Origin of the sequence: Acetobacter lambici (genome assembly GCF_011516885.1) — a bacterium.
Taxonomy (GTDB): Bacteria; Pseudomonadota; Alphaproteobacteria; order Acetobacterales; family Acetobacteraceae; genus Acetobacter; species Acetobacter lambici.
Window position 1 is genome coordinate 1 of record NZ_WOTD01000045.1, and the last position, 14,226, is coordinate 14,226.

Annotated in this window: 8 protein-coding genes and 1 pseudogene; 8 read left to right on the plus strand and 1 reads right to left on the minus strand. The window is 53.7% G+C overall.

What is annotated here, in order from left to right; genetic code table 11:
* A pseudogene (locus GOB86_RS12930) lies at nt 1–156 on the minus strand (IS5/IS1182 family transposase); the annotation flags it as partial.
* Between the two features lie 332 nt (nt 157–488).
* On the opposite strand from GOB86_RS12930, the gene GOB86_RS12935 reads away from it, so the two are divergent.
* From GOB86_RS12935 to GOB86_RS12970, 8 genes are all read left to right on the plus strand, one after another.
* Nucleotides 489–821: a tRNA-binding protein gene (locus GOB86_RS12935; protein ID WP_165992908.1), complete on the plus strand. Its 333-nt coding sequence runs from the start codon at nt 489–491 to the stop codon at nt 819–821.
* A 136-nt stretch (nt 822–957) separates the two neighbouring features.
* Entirely contained in the window at nt 958–2,334 is a 1,377-nt protein-coding gene (locus GOB86_RS12940; RefSeq protein ID WP_165992910.1) for an amino acid permease, read from the plus strand.
* Between the two features lie 360 nt (nt 2,335–2,694).
* Nucleotides 2,695–3,876 (plus strand): MFS transporter, encoded by a 1,182-nt coding sequence (locus tag GOB86_RS12945; RefSeq protein WP_165992912.1) that lies wholly within the window; start codon nt 2,695–2,697, stop codon nt 3,874–3,876.
* Nucleotides 3,876–5,543, plus strand: a complete 1,668-nt coding sequence (locus tag GOB86_RS12950) for an alginate export family protein (protein ID WP_165992914.1) — start codon at nt 3,876–3,878, stop codon at nt 5,541–5,543. Before GOB86_RS12945 ends, GOB86_RS12950 begins: the two co-directional genes overlap by 1 nt.
* A 17-nt stretch (nt 5,544–5,560) precedes the next feature.
* Nucleotides 5,561–8,458 carry a nitrite reductase large subunit NirB gene (nirB, locus tag GOB86_RS12955; RefSeq protein ID WP_165992916.1) on the plus strand — a complete coding sequence of 966 codons (2,898 nt, stop codon included), beginning with the start codon at nt 5,561–5,563 and terminating at the stop codon, nt 8,456–8,458.
* A gap of 6 nt (nt 8,459–8,464) precedes the next feature.
* Nucleotides 8,465–12,391 carry a bifunctional nitrate reductase/sulfite reductase flavoprotein subunit alpha gene (locus tag GOB86_RS12960; RefSeq protein ID WP_165992918.1) on the plus strand — a complete coding sequence of 1,309 codons (3,927 nt, stop codon included), beginning with the start codon at nt 8,465–8,467 and terminating at the stop codon, nt 12,389–12,391.
* A gap of 18 nt (nt 12,392–12,409) precedes the next feature.
* Entirely contained in the window at nt 12,410–12,991 is a 582-nt protein-coding gene (locus GOB86_RS12965) for an ANTAR domain-containing response regulator (RefSeq protein WP_165992921.1), read from the plus strand.
* Nucleotides 12,988–13,953, plus strand: coding sequence for an ABC transporter substrate-binding protein (locus GOB86_RS12970; protein WP_165992923.1), 966 nt, complete (start codon nt 12,988–12,990; stop codon nt 13,951–13,953). Before GOB86_RS12965 ends, GOB86_RS12970 begins: the two co-directional genes overlap by 4 nt.
* The last annotated feature ends 273 nt before the right edge of the window (nt 13,954–14,226 follow it).

The following is a 14,226-nucleotide window of genomic DNA, read 5'->3' on the forward strand; positions in this document are numbered from 1 at the left end:
CTCACGGAAATCGGTTGTCCGTTTCCGACCACGCCGGTTCGCAGGGGGCATCAGAGGCGCTATGCGCTCCCATTCCTCATCTGTCAGATCAGACGGATAGCGTTTCGTCTTGCGTGTAATTCCGGCCATGCGGCCTCGTTGTGCTGGCGTCCACATCCTGCCTTTGAATCACGCTCAAAACCTCTTGAAAACCTATCATAGCGAATTTCCAAAAGGGCTCTAATATACCATCGTTGGGACATGATGGAGTAATACCCGGTCAACCGCAGTTATGACCAACACCAGTTAAGAGAAGATTTTTACTCTGGCAGACCAGAAATATAAGCGTCCCTTTGCTTCATGGATTTGAGTTTGTCAGGTATTTTTTTTCTTTCAATTGATGTGGTTGCAACAGCTTGTCCGCCCCTTTGTCACGTAAAACATGGAAGGGCAGAACGATGAATAGCTAGCTGCCATACGTGACAACATCGCAAAAAAAGGAGTGTATTATGGAAAAAATCAGCTGGAGTGACTTCGAAAAAGTCTTAATCGTTTCGGGGACTATTCTTCGTGTTGAAGATTTTCCAGAAGCGCGCAAACCAGCCTATAAAATATGGGCTGATTTTGGGCCTTATGGTGAACTGAAAACGAGCGCACAGTTTACAAAACTTTACAGCCATGACGATCTGGTTGGACGTCAGGTCATTGGCATTATCAATTTCCCTGTAAAACAGATCGGTCCCTTCCAGTCGGAATTTTTACTCTCCGGCTTTGAAACCCCCGAGGGTGTTGTGATGGCATCTATAGAACGACGTGTCCCTAATGGAACGCGACTTAGTTAAAGTCAGAACTTCGATTAAAAAATCGATATCTGTCAAATGCAGACACTTTTGGTAATACAAAAGCACTTAAAAAAGATGGAAAAATCCCGTCCACACTGAGGTTTAATTTTCATCTCTATAGGAAATATTACCAGCCATGCCCAAAACAGCCGACACCTCTCCTTCCAGCCATACGCTCTCCACTCTAAAGCAACGCCATATTATTATGATTGCGCTGGGGGGAGCTATCGGTGCGGGGCTGTTTGTGGGGAGCAGTGCTGCCATTGCTGCTGCTGGGCCTGCGGTGTTGGCCGTATTTGTTGCCGTCGGCCTGCTGGTTATGCTGGTCATGCGCATGCTGGGAGAAATGGTAACCGCCCGCCCGGGCAGAGGGTCATTTGTCGCATATATTCGCGAAGCGCACGGAAATGGAGTAGGCTTTACCGCAGGCTGGTTATACTGGTTTTTCTGGCTGGTTGTCTTGGGGAGCGAGGCAATAGCCGGTGCCATTATGTTGCATGACATGATCAATCTGCCGGTCTGGCTTTTGGCGACAGGTCTGATCATAACGCTCATGCTCATCAACCTCGCCGCTGTGCGCATATTTGGTGAATGCGAATTCTGGCTATCAATTGTTAAGGTTGCCAGCATTGTTTTGTTCGTCTTCATCGGAATCCTGTGTATCGGGCATCTATTCGGGCCGTCGGTACCAATTGTTCAGAATGTAATGAACCACGGCGGATTAATGCCCCATGGCATTATTGCTGTAATTTCGATTGTTCCTACAGTCTTATTCACAATGATCGGGTCTGAAATTGCAACAGTTGCTGCGGGAGAAACTGCCGAACCAGCCCAGAATATTGCTCATGTTACACGCAGTCTGGGTACACGGCTGACATTGTTTTACAGTCTTTCAATCGGAATCATCCTGATGATTGTTCCGTGGACAGACATAGTGCCCGGCCATTCGCCCTTTGTTATGGCCATGCAGGTCATGCAAATCCCTGGTGCTGCGTTATCCATGCGTATTGTGGTCTTAACCGCAATAATTTCATGCATGAACTCAAGCCTGTATATTACATCCCGCGTTCTGGCAGAGTTAGCCCGGCATGGAGATGCCCCTGCAAGGCTGCAACATCATGGCCGCCATAAAACACCTGTGAATGCGATCGTGGTCAATTCATTAGCTGGAGGAATTGTGGCGTTTGCATCTATCATTGCACCCGACACAGTCTTTGCTTTTCTCTTGAGTTGTAGCGGCGGAGTGATCTTGGTGGTTTATTCCCTGATCATGACAGCCTATATGGCCATTCGTTATCAAGCAGACGATAAGGGAAAGAAAGCTTTTTTCCATCTGCCACTTTTCCCGTTCGTCAATATTGCCTGTCTGGGTTTTGTCGTATTGATTTTTGTTGCCATGTTCAGCGACCCCACTCAACGGACGACCGTGATAGCCAGCCTTGGAACATGTTTGCTGTTCATGATCATTTATTGGGCACGTCAAATCGCACAGCGATCATTGCGCCGTGCCTGATATGAATAAATGGATGCTCGATCAAACTTGAATCTCTAGAGCGAGGAGTGTTTCAGCCACTCTGAAGTTTGAATAGTGGCTGATTACGGATGCACCAACCTTCCAAAAAAACGGAAGGTTATTCGTGGCATCTGAATCTACATATTTTAGCCTCCCCCTAAAGACCGGTATATTCGTTTTGACTCCGGATTGTTCCGTGTGTATCATGCTTAGCATATTACTGTTTCCGTCAACGGCGGCGGAACGGACTCCTCCCTTTAGTGGGAAAAGCAGTACACAGAGCGAATCAACGACGGTTCGCTAGCTCATAAGAGCGATGGGTTTCCGTACAAAATATACGGACCATCCGAAAGACGTTCTGTGGACAGAGGGTTCCTTAAAGCCGGTCATGCACCGACGCTTATAGCCGCATTTATGTATTTTGATGTCTCCTTTATGGTCTGGGTTCTACTCGGCCCGTTGGGGATATCCATCGCCCATGACCTGCACCTGAACGCAGGACAGAAAGGTCTGTTGGTTGCAACCCCCGTGCTGGCAGGTGCGGGGTTGCGTGTGGTTGCCGGGGCTCTTGTTGACCTTTTTGGCCCCCGCCGTGTCGCCATTGGTGCGCAGGTCAGTGTAATTCTTGGCCTGGCGTTAACGTGGTTTCTTGCTCCCCATACCTATGCCAGCATGTTCTGGGTCGCTCTTGTGCTGGGTATTGCGGGGGCTTCCTTTGCCGTTGCTCTGCCTTTGGCATCCATATGGTATCCGCCACGTTATCAGGGCACGGCGTTGGGTATTGCCGGTGCAGGCAATTCCGGCACGGCGCTCGCCTCCCTTTTTGCTCCCGGTCTGGCATCCATGATGGGCTGGCTGAATGTTCTGGGGCTGGCCACGCTGCCATTAACTGCCGTTCTGGTGGCCTTCATCTTTATGGCACGGGAGCCTGCAACTCGCCCTGCCATGCCCTCCCTATCCTCATGGGGGCCTATTCTGAAGTCAAAGACATGCTGGACGCTGATGTTCTTTTACAGCGTTACCTTTGGCGGATTTGTTGGCCTCGCGTCGTTTCTGACCATCTATTTTAACGACCAATATCACCTCCCGCCCGCAACAGCCGGAGCCTGCACGGCAATTGTTGTCTTTGCAGGCTCCTTCATCCGTCCGGTTGGTGGTGCCATGGCGGACCGCGTTGGCGGCACAAAAGCTCTTATGCTGCTTTACGGCATGGCGGGCGTTATTTTCCTGCTTATTTCCACTGGACTACCCTCTGTTTACATGGCGTTCGGCGCGTTCTTTTTGGGCATGCTGACCCTTGGTCTGGGCAATGGCGCGGTGTTCCAACTTGTGCCGATCCGCTTTCCCCAACAGGTCGGAATCCTGACTGGTCTTGTCGGCATGGCCGGTGGGGTTGGTGGGTTTTACCTTGCATCTTCTCTTGGAGCGGCCCGCCAGATGGCAGGCTCCTATGGCCCCGGATTCCTTGTTTTCGCACTTGTCTGCTTTGTTGCCTGCGGCTGTGTCACCCTCTGCCACCGCAAATGGATGGGAATATCCTGATGAGAAACGTTACCCATTGTTTGCGCCGCTGGAAAAGCGGCAGCCTTGCGCTAAGCGTTGCCCTGAGTGGCACAGCATGGGCCAGTGAACACAAACCAGCAACCTCGGCCCGGGCCGTACCAGCGGCTGTAACGCCTCTGGCGCCTGTTGTGCCCGTTCCCGTCCTGCCCCTGCCTGACAAAGCCGCTCTTGTAAAAGGTGCTCTGTATCATCCGGACTGGAAGATTTTTAACGCGGGCAATAATGCCGCATCGGGCTTTGGTGTGGTCAATGGCTATGGTCAGGCCCGCTGGGCGGAAGACTGGAGCGCCCTTGCGGATGCACCACAAACCGTCCGGAAAAATGACTGGTTCAACCGCCTGAAATATGTGCGACTGAATGACACCGGCAGTATCTGGATGAGTTTTAGCGGCGAAGAGCGGCTGCGCTATATTTTTGAAAATCAACCCATGCAGGGTCAGGCTGGCAAAACCAACTCCAGTCGTGTGCTCCTGCGCAACCAGTATGGAGCGGACCTGCACCTGGGCGAACATGTGCGGGCTTATGCGGAATTCCTGTATGGGGTCGCTGGAGGTTCCAACACTTATGGCTACCAGACTGGTGTACAGCGCGAAAGTCTGGATCTGCAACAGGGCATTCTGGAAGTAAAAGGGCGTCTTCTGGGAGCGCAGATGGGGGTTATTGGCGGGCGGCAGATTTTTCTGGATGCTCCCGTTTCCATGCAATCCCCGCGAGACCTGACCAACGTGCAGCAGACTTGGGATGGTTTTCGCGGTTATGCCGTATGGAACCGGTTCCGGATTGACCTGTTCGACTTCATGCAGACTAACAAGCTGCCACAAAAGGTCTTTGCAGACGGCACAAGCTATAATGCCCGCCTGTATGGTGCCTACACCTCTACGGCTCTGCCCTCCTTTCAGTTTATGGGGCAGAAGAGCCAAATGTTCGCCGATGTGTTTTTCCTTGGCTACCTCTACAACGGAACGGCGGCGTCCATCCCGACTGCTGCTGTGGGGGGAACGCAAAAAGGCTCTACCCGTAGGGATAATGTGGGGCTACGTCTGTGGGGGAACATCGGCCGCTTTAGCACAAACCTGACCGGTATTTTTCAGGGTGGGGAGTTCCGCCCCACCCAATCTGGTCAAAGCACCCGCGCTGTCCGTGCCTATGCGGTCAATGGCAGCATAACCTACACACGCCCGGACTGGGCAGGTAAACCCGGTTTTGGTGTGCAGGGAGACCTGTTCTCTGGCGGTTCCGACCGTAACCAGAATGGTGCCGTCGGCACGTTTGCAACACCATTCGTCCCCCTGCCCTATTATAATGACCTCTCCTTGTCCCTAACGTCACAAAACCTGATTGGCATTGGCCCGATCGCCAATTTTACCATCCGCCCGACCCTTCACCTTAAAATGCATACCCCTTTCTTCTGGCGGGCCAGCACACAGGACGCCGTGTATGGTGGTAACGGTAAAATCTATAGCTGGCGGGACAATCTGCGTGGCGGGTTTACAGGGGTTATGCCCTACACCCAGCTTTCATGGAACTTTGCCCCACACTGGGCATGGACGCATGATATCGAAGGTATTCTTCTGTCCCGCGGGATGCGCAATGTCGGGGCCAAAGAGGGCGCTTTGTATATGCAGACCCTCGAATTCAAATTTTAAAAACGGGGAGCAGAGCCATGACACCCAAAAACAACATCATTATTGTCGGCAACGGCATGGTTGGCCATTACTGTGCTGAGCAGCTTATTATGCATGGCCTGCACCTGACCCATCAGATTCATATTTTTGGCGAAGAACGCCACCACGCATACGATCGTGTCCATCTGACAGACTATATGAGCGGGCAGAATGCACAGGCGCTCAAATTGCATCAGGAGGATTTTCACACAGCCCACGGCATTACCCTGCATCTGAGTACACGCATTACACAGATTGATCCAACAGCCAGAACCGTTGCAACAGAAGCTGGGGTATTTCCTTACAGCAGTCTTATTCTGGCAACTGGTTCGCGTCCGTTTGTTCCCGCTGTTCCGGGCAATACCAGCTCTGCCGGACTGGTTTACCGCACACTGGAGGATCTGGACCTTATTCGTGCAGCAGCACAGGGCGCACAACATGGCACCGTAATTGGTGGCGGACTGCTGGGGCTGGAGGCTGCCAATGCGCTTAAGGTTCTGGGGCTGGATGTGAGCGTTATCCAACTGGGCACTCATCTGATGCCTGCCCAGTTGGATGAAGAGGGTGGCCGCGCCCTAAAACACCGGATTGAAGCACTGGGCATTAATGTGCGTGTGCGCCACAAAACGCAAGAAATTCTGCCCGGCACAACACACCGGCACAAACTGGTTTTTGCGGATGGCAGTTCGCTGGAAACGGATATGGTGGTCTTTTCCGCCGGGATTCAGCCTCAGGACATACTTGGCCGCACAAGCGGGCTGGAAGTCGGGCCGCGTGGTGGCATTATAGTGGATAACCAGTGCCGCACTTCGGACCCGAACATATTTGCCGTTGGCGAATGCGCTTTATGGGAAGGGCAGATTTTTGGTCTGGTTGCCCCCGGCTATACCATGGCCCGCACGGTTGCCGCTCTGCTGGGAGGGGAAGAAGATGCCGCCTTTACGGGGGCGGACATGTCCACAAAGCTGAAACTGCAAGGGGTTGATGTCGGCTCCATTGGGGACGCACATGGGCGGGAGCCGGGTTCGACCAGCTACAGGTTTATCGGTGAGGCTGATGGCTCCTACCGACGGCTGGTACTGTCGGCCGACGGCAAGCGTGTAACCGGCGCTGTTCTGGTTGGTGACAACTCCTATTACGATACCATTTTCCAGTATGTACAGAACGGTATAGCCCCACCATCGGACCCGGCTGCGCTGATCCTGCCGCGCGGAGAAGGTGCGGAACTTCTGGGAGCGGACGCCCTGCCGGATACAGCCATTATCTGTTCGTGTCATAACGTTACCAAAGGCAGTATCAGCACGGCAATCGAGCAGGGTTGCACAGACCTTGCCGCCTTGAAGCAGGAGACAAAAGCCAGCACAGGCTGTGGTGGATGTTCCGCCCTGCTTAAAAGTGTTTTTGAAACAGAACTGACCGCACGTGGCATAACGGTTGACCACAGCCTGTGCGAACATTTTTCCTACACGCGGCAGGAATTGTACTCTCTTGTGCGCGTACACAACATCCGCAGTTTTGAAGAACTGATGGCACAGTATGGCAATGACGGTCTTGGATGCGATATCTGCAAACCGACCGTAGGCTCCATTCTGGCTTCGGCATGGAACAAGCCCATTACAGACCCCCTGTATATTCCCTTGCAGGACACAAACGACACCTTTATGGGCAACATGCAAAAAAATGGCACATACTCGGTTGTGCCCCGTATTGCCGGGGGGGAGATCACACCAGACAAATTGATTATTCTGGGTCAGGTTGCCAAAAAATATAACCTTTATACCAAAATTACCGGCGGGCAGCGTATTGACCTATTTGGTGCGCAACTCCACCAGTTACCTGAAATCTGGACCGAACTGCTGAGTGCAGGGTTTGAAACCGGGCACGCCTACGGCAAATCCACCCGTACTGTAAAATCCTGTGTTGGCAGCACATGGTGCCGCTACGGCGTGCAGGATAGCGTAGGCAAGGCGCTGGATCTGGAAAACCGTTATAAGGGGCTGCGTTCGCCCCATAAGTTAAAATTCGCAGTCTCTGGCTGCACGCGTGAATGCGCAGAAGCCCAGAGCAAGGATGTCGGCATTATTGCCACCGAACATGGCTGGAATCTGTATGTCTGCGGCAATGGTGGCATGCGCCCGCGCCATGCGGAGCTTTTTGCAACGGATCTGGATTCAGAAACACTGGTTAAATATATAGACCGGTTCCTCATGTTTTATATCCGCACTGCGGACAAACTCCAAAGAACCTCCGTCTGGCGCGAAAATCTGGAAGGTGGTCTGGATTACCTCAAGGATGTCATCATCAACGACAGTCTTGGCATCTGTAACGAGTTGGAACAGCAGATGCAGTACGTGGTGGAAACCTACCGCTGCGAATGGAAAGATGCGCTGACTGACCACGAAAAACTCAAACGCTTCCGCACGTTTGTGAATGACAGCCGACCAGACCCCAACATCCGCACCGTAGCAGAACGAGACCAGATAAAACCTGCGGACAATCAGGCCGAACTGCCCGTAGGCGCAGGCCCGGTGGAGTGGACGGACCTGTGCGCGCAAACGGACCTTGTGCCTAACTCGGGCGTGGTCGCACTACATGATAACGCACAGGTTGCCCTGTTCTACCTGCCAGACGCCAACGGAACGGAACGGGTTTTTGCCGTGGACAACCATGACCCGTTCTCCCACGCCAACGTGTTGGGGCGCGGATTAATGGGGGACATCCACGGGCAACCCGTAGTGGCGTCTCCACTTTACAAGCAACACTTCAATCTTGAAGACGGCACATGTCTGGAGGACCCCAAAAAGTCCATCCGTGCGTGGGAGGCAAGGCTCCATGCCGGGCGTGTGGAAATCCGCGCCCGTAAGGTGCCGGCCCAAGCGGAAGCGGTCCTGGCGTAACGTCCCATGACGTGCGAGGAAATCCGCTCAGTCTGCCCCTATTGCGGTGTCGGATGCGGCATTGTGATGGTGGTGGAAAACCAGAAAATTGTTCGGGTGCGTGGAGATTCCGCGCACCCGGCCAATAAAGGACGGCTTTGCACCAAAGGGAGCACCTGCAACCAACCAATATCCTCGCCAGCCCGGCTGGACACCGCCATGCTGCGGTCAGACCGCACCAGTCCACCTGCACCCGCCCCTCTGGATTTTGCCATTCAGGAAACAGCATCACGCCTTAAAGCTGTGCTGGAGACTGACGGGGCAGACGCTATTGCTCTTTACGTTTCCGGCCAGATGTCGCTGGAAGCGCAATATCTCGCGAACAAACTGGCAAAAGGCTACTTGCGCACCAGACATATTGAATCCAATTCCCGGCTGTGCATGGCAGCTGCTGGAGCGGGTTACAAACTCTCATTAGGAGCCGACGCCCCCCCTGGCTCCTATGAGGATTTTGATAGCACCAATCTGTTTTTCGTCATCGGGGCGAATATGGCAGATTGCCACCCCATTTTGTTCCTGCGTCTGATGGACCGTAAACGCGCAGTCGGCGCAAAGCTGATTGTGGTGGACCCACGCCGCACAGCCACGGCTGACAAAGCAGATCTGTTTTTGCAAATCCGCCCAGGAACGGACCTTGCCCTGCTGAATGGCCTACTCTGGCTGCTGACGGAAATGGGTGCCATCGACGAAGACTTTATTGCCGCCTGCACATCAGGCTGGGCGGACATGCCTGCTTTTCTGGCCGACTATACACCCCGGCACGTTGCTGACCTGACCGGCCTTGCCGTAGAGGACATTCGCACAGCGGCTGAATGGATTACCCAAGCCGGGGCGTGGATGTCTTTATGGACAATGGGGCTCAACCAGAGTGTGTCTGGTGCATGGCACACCAATGCCTTGTGTAACCTACACCTTGCCACAGGAGCCATTTGCAAACCCGGAACCGGACCATTCTCCCTGACCGGCCAGCCCAATGCCATGGGGGGGCGGGAGATGGGTTATATGGGGCCGGGCCTACCCGGCCAACGCACGGCACTGTCCGAAAAAGACAGGACATTCTGCGAAGACCAGTGGATGCTGCCACACGGCACCATCCGCAACGCGGGCAGTCAGGGCGCAATTGCCATGTTTGAGGAAATGGCGGCCGGTAAAATCAAAGCCTGCTGGATTATCTGCACAAATCCCGTTGCCACAGTGCCGCGCCGTGGCAAGGTCGCCATAGCTTTGGAAAAAACCCAACTTGTTATTGTGCAAGATGCCTACGCCGATACAGAAACCGCACGATATGCCGATATTCTGCTCCCCGGCGCGCTATGGGCTGAAGGGGATGGCGTGCAGGTCAATTCGGAACGCACCATGACACTTGCCCGTCAGGCTGTTCCCCCCCCGGGAGATGCCCTCCCCGACTGGCAGATTATTGCCCGCGTTGCCTGCGCCATGGGGTTTGAAGAAGGTTTTTCCTTTGATTCCGCTGCAGATGTTTTTGCCGAAGCCTGTCGTTTTAAAAACCCTTCAACAGGGTACGATATTTCTGGCGTAAGCCATGATCGCCTGCAAAATGGGCCAGTGCAATGGCCTGCTCCTGCACACGACCCCAATCCCCGCCACCCCATCCGCTATTGCCCAACCCCCGATGGTCCACCTGTCTTTGCCACGCCCGACGGTAAGGCCGTCTTTTTCCCCCGCCCATGGTTGCCGCGTGATGAAGAGCCGGATGAGACCTTTCCATTCCTGCTGAATACCGGCCGCATGCAACACCAATGGCATACCCTGACAAAAACTGGCCGCGTTACCCAACTCAACAAGCTTAACCCCGGCCCATTTGTGGAAATTGCACCAGACGATGCCAAAAAGCTGGACGTGCAAGAGAAAGACCCCGTGGAAATACGCTCCGCTTGGGGTACGGCAACATTGCCCGCCCATATTTCCACCCGCGTATCTCCCGGCACCTGCTTTGCCCCTTTCCATTGGAATGACCGTTTTGGTAAACTCCTGTGCATTAATGCCGTCACACCAGACGTAACGGACCCTGTCTCCTTGCAGCCCGGCATCAAATACTGTGCTGTGTCCCTCACCCGTGCCCAGACTGCTCCCTCTACTGTCGAGGAGAAAACACACATCATGCCGGTAGATCGTCTTGCCCAGTCTTTGGGGCTGACAGAGCACACGCTCCCCCACTTTTCCGAGGCCACAGCCCGCTGGATAGCCGGGTTTCTGGAAGGGTTACGCATCAATCCACCGCAGGATACGTTGCCTGTTATCCCCCCATCCGCCCCGCTTGCCGCCGAGCAGATCGAGCACCTCAATGGCTTGTTGGCTGGATTGTATTCGCGCATGCCTGCTTCCGCCACGCCTGTGGCGTCAACCTCCGCACCAGCCCTAACGCTCTGGTGGGCGTCACAGACTGGCCGCACAGAGGCATTGGCAACACAACTCGGCACATGGCTGCGCGCAAAGGGATACAATGTTCACGTTGCCGGGCTGGACATGTGTGACCCCGCGGCCCTTACAGGTACTGCTCTCTTTCTCGTTTCCACTTTTGGGGATGGTGACCCACCGGATATGGCAGCCTCATTCTGGGACGCGCTAAAGCAGCAGGAATTATCCCTCCCCTCCCTGCGTTACGCGGTTCTGGCTCTGGGGGATTCATCATACGCCAATTTTTGCGGATTTGGCCGCGCGCTGGACGACCGCCTGAGCACATTGGGAGCCTCTGCACTCTGCGCGCGCATGGATTGTGAGCCAGATTATGAAGAAAACGTGGAAGCATGGCAGGCCACACTCCTGAACAGGCTTGGCGATACGCTGCACGTCCAAACCAAACCGATTACACATGATGCTCCTGCTGTCATCTCCACCATTTCGCGGGATGCACCAACACAGGCACGCCTTGCCCGCAGATTACGCCTGACAGGGGACGACCCGGATAAAGAGACCTGCCATATTGAACTGGATATTTCCCAAACCGGCCTACGCTATAAAGTTGGCGACGCACTGGGAATATGGCCGCATAATAGCGAGAATAATGTTCAACTGGTGCTCAATACCCTCCAACTCTCTGAAAGCACGGTAATCCCCCTCAAACGCCTCGGATCTATTACTCTTGGTGAGGCCCTCCGCCGCTGGTTTGATCTCTCACACCCCACGCCTGCCCTGCTGGAATTGCTTGGCACTCACGAAAACGGATATCTACCCGACCTTATTCGCGGCCTTTCCACACCACCCGACCCACTGCTAATACCAAAACTGTTCCGCCGCATGCAGCCCCGGTTATATTCCATTTCATCCTCTCCCCAAGCCTACCCAGATCAGGTGCATCTTACAGTAGGTATCAACCGCTCCCCATTCCCCGGGGTTTCCTCCACATGGCTTTCTGGCCTGAGTATTGGCGAGGATGTGCCCGTATTTGTTCAACCCACCACGCACTTTCAACTCCCGGTGGATGACACGGCTCCCATCATCATGATCGGCCCTGGCACCGGCATTGCCCCTTTCCGCGCCTTTTTGCAGGAACGGGCCGCACGGCAGGCGACAGGCCCGAACTGGCTGTTTTTTGGCGAACGGCATGAACGTACAGGCTTTTATTACCGGGATGAGCTAGAAGCCCTAATGGTGCAGGGCCGCCTGACGCAACTGAACACTGCTTTTTCACGTGACCAGTCCGAGCGCATTTACGTGCAGGATCGCATGGAAGAAAACGGTGCCGAACTATGGGACTGGCTAAACCGTGGAGCCTACCTGTATATCTGCGGCGATGCAGCCCGCATGGCAAAAGATGTGGAACACGCGCTTAAAAAAATTATCGCCGAACATGGCAAAATGAATCCTGAACAGGCCGATGGTTTTATGGCAGACATGACACGAAGTGGCCGCTATCTGCGGGACGTGTATTAACACAGGAAGGCTATTTGTATGAAAGTCCTTCTGGCAGATGAAAACTCCCAACGAGCCGGGGCTCTGGCACGTCTGCTGGAAGCTGACGTCACACTGAAGGTTATCCTGTTAGGCACCGATATCAGCCTGATCGACGCAGTCCGCTACCATGCACCAGATATTGTTCTTGTTGATATCAGCCGGGCTGACCGTGATTCCCTGGACAGCGTACGCGCACTAGCGGCCTCAGATATTGAAAAACCCGTCGCTCTATTCGTGGATGAAGATGATGAAAGCTTGATGGAAGACGCCTTTGCCGCAGGTATCTGTTCCTATAACGTGCTGGATACGCCCGTAAGAGATGTAAAGCCCCTCCTGCGATCAGCCATTGCGTTATACCGTCGCTTTCGTAAAACAAATGCGGAGCTGGTAGCAGCCCGAAAAACGCTTTCCGACCGGGAGGCAATAGACCGCGCCAAGCTGCTCTTCATGAAACAGGAGCGCTGTAGAGAAGAAGAGGCCTACCGCTGGCTACGCAAGCAGGCCATGGAACAATCCAAAAAAATTGCCGATATTGCAAAAGACTACCTTATGCACAACAACGGGAGCCCAACAGCATGAGCACTCCTTGCCGTATAGGTCTGCTGCGGCTGGCTGACAGTGCGCCTGTTCTGGTCGCCTCTTCATGGAATATTTTTGCCCGCCATGGGTTGGACGTTACACCCGTAATCGTTCCATCATGGGCCAATATTGCCGATGGACTTGTCTGGAATGGTCTGGACGGCGCAATTATGTTCCCCCCCCTTGCCATCATGGCTGCCCTTGGCCAACGAGGCCGGGCAATTGGGCTGCAACCCGGTCTTCCCATCAGTCGCGGTGGCAATATGATTGTGTTGCGCGGCCAAAATACCGAGCATGCCCTTTGGGAGGATGAACCCGACAAACATACCGCATTTAAAAACTGGCAACGCAGACTAGGTCGCAAACCCCGTCTGGGCGTTGTGCATCTGTATTCCACACACTACCTTATTTTAAGCCGGTTTTTAAAAAATATATCAATTTCTCGCGATACTGAAACAGAGATCGTCATCATGCCACCATCGCGCATGATCCAAGCACTTGCCGAACAGGAAATTGATGGTTTTTGTGCTGGCCCGCCTTGGGGGGCCGATGCACAATTGAAAAATCTAGCCTTTACTGTAGCTGGCTCTGCATCGACTGTTCCCGGTCACATGGAAAAAATGTTGATCATGACAGAACAATGGAAAAGAGCGCACCCAAACGAACTCCCCCGCCTGTATGCGGCGTTGACCGAAGCCGTGGCACTTTGCAATACACCTGACGAAGCGTCAGCCATCATAACATTGCTCAGTAACTCCCAACAGAACAATGGACTAGACTTATCCCCGGATGCTCTTTCGGCCATCATGCCCGGCAAAACAGCCACAGAAGATGCCATGGTGTTCGACACCCACAAGCAGACCGCCCAAACAGCCTTCGGGTGGATGCTTGAAGACATGCAGACTGAAGGCTGGTTAAGTCCGACTATTATGCCTGAGATAAAACGCCTCGGTTGGTCCTGAAACGATTATCAATGCTGACAGTTGAGGACACACCCTTTGAAATAGAAGTGATCATAACCTGTTGGTGCAAGCGCACAGACCTGACGCTGTACCAGAACTTGTGGACACAGGGATGCCGGGTCTGACCAGATGGACTTGACACCATTGCCACGAATGACACCTCTTATACCAACCATTGTTTGGCCTGACTCACGGGGTACCCATCGGTTTAAAAATGTGATTCACAGGATGCTGACCATTCTCTGAAGGAGGCATTCTGGATGGGCAGCCCTC

Coding starts and splice junctions, on each gene's coding strand:
- nirB (WP_165992916.1), top strand. CDS start 5,561: ATGACACCCAAAAACAACATCATTATTGTCGGCAACGGCATGGTTGGC.
- GOB86_RS12950 (WP_165992914.1), top strand. CDS start 3,876: ATGAGAAACGTTACCCATTGTTTGCGCCGCTGGAAAAGCGGCAGCCTT.
- GOB86_RS12960 (WP_165992918.1), top strand. CDS start 8,465: ATGACGTGCGAGGAAATCCGCTCAGTCTGCCCCTATTGCGGTGTCGGA.
- GOB86_RS12970 (WP_165992923.1), top strand. CDS start 12,988: ATGAGCACTCCTTGCCGTATAGGTCTGCTGCGGCTGGCTGACAGTGCG.
- GOB86_RS12940 (WP_165992910.1), top strand. CDS start 958: ATGCCCAAAACAGCCGACACCTCTCCTTCCAGCCATACGCTCTCCACT.
- GOB86_RS12965 (WP_165992921.1), top strand. CDS start 12,410: ATGAAAGTCCTTCTGGCAGATGAAAACTCCCAACGAGCCGGGGCTCTG.
- GOB86_RS12935 (WP_165992908.1), top strand. CDS start 489: ATGGAAAAAATCAGCTGGAGTGACTTCGAAAAAGTCTTAATCGTTTCG.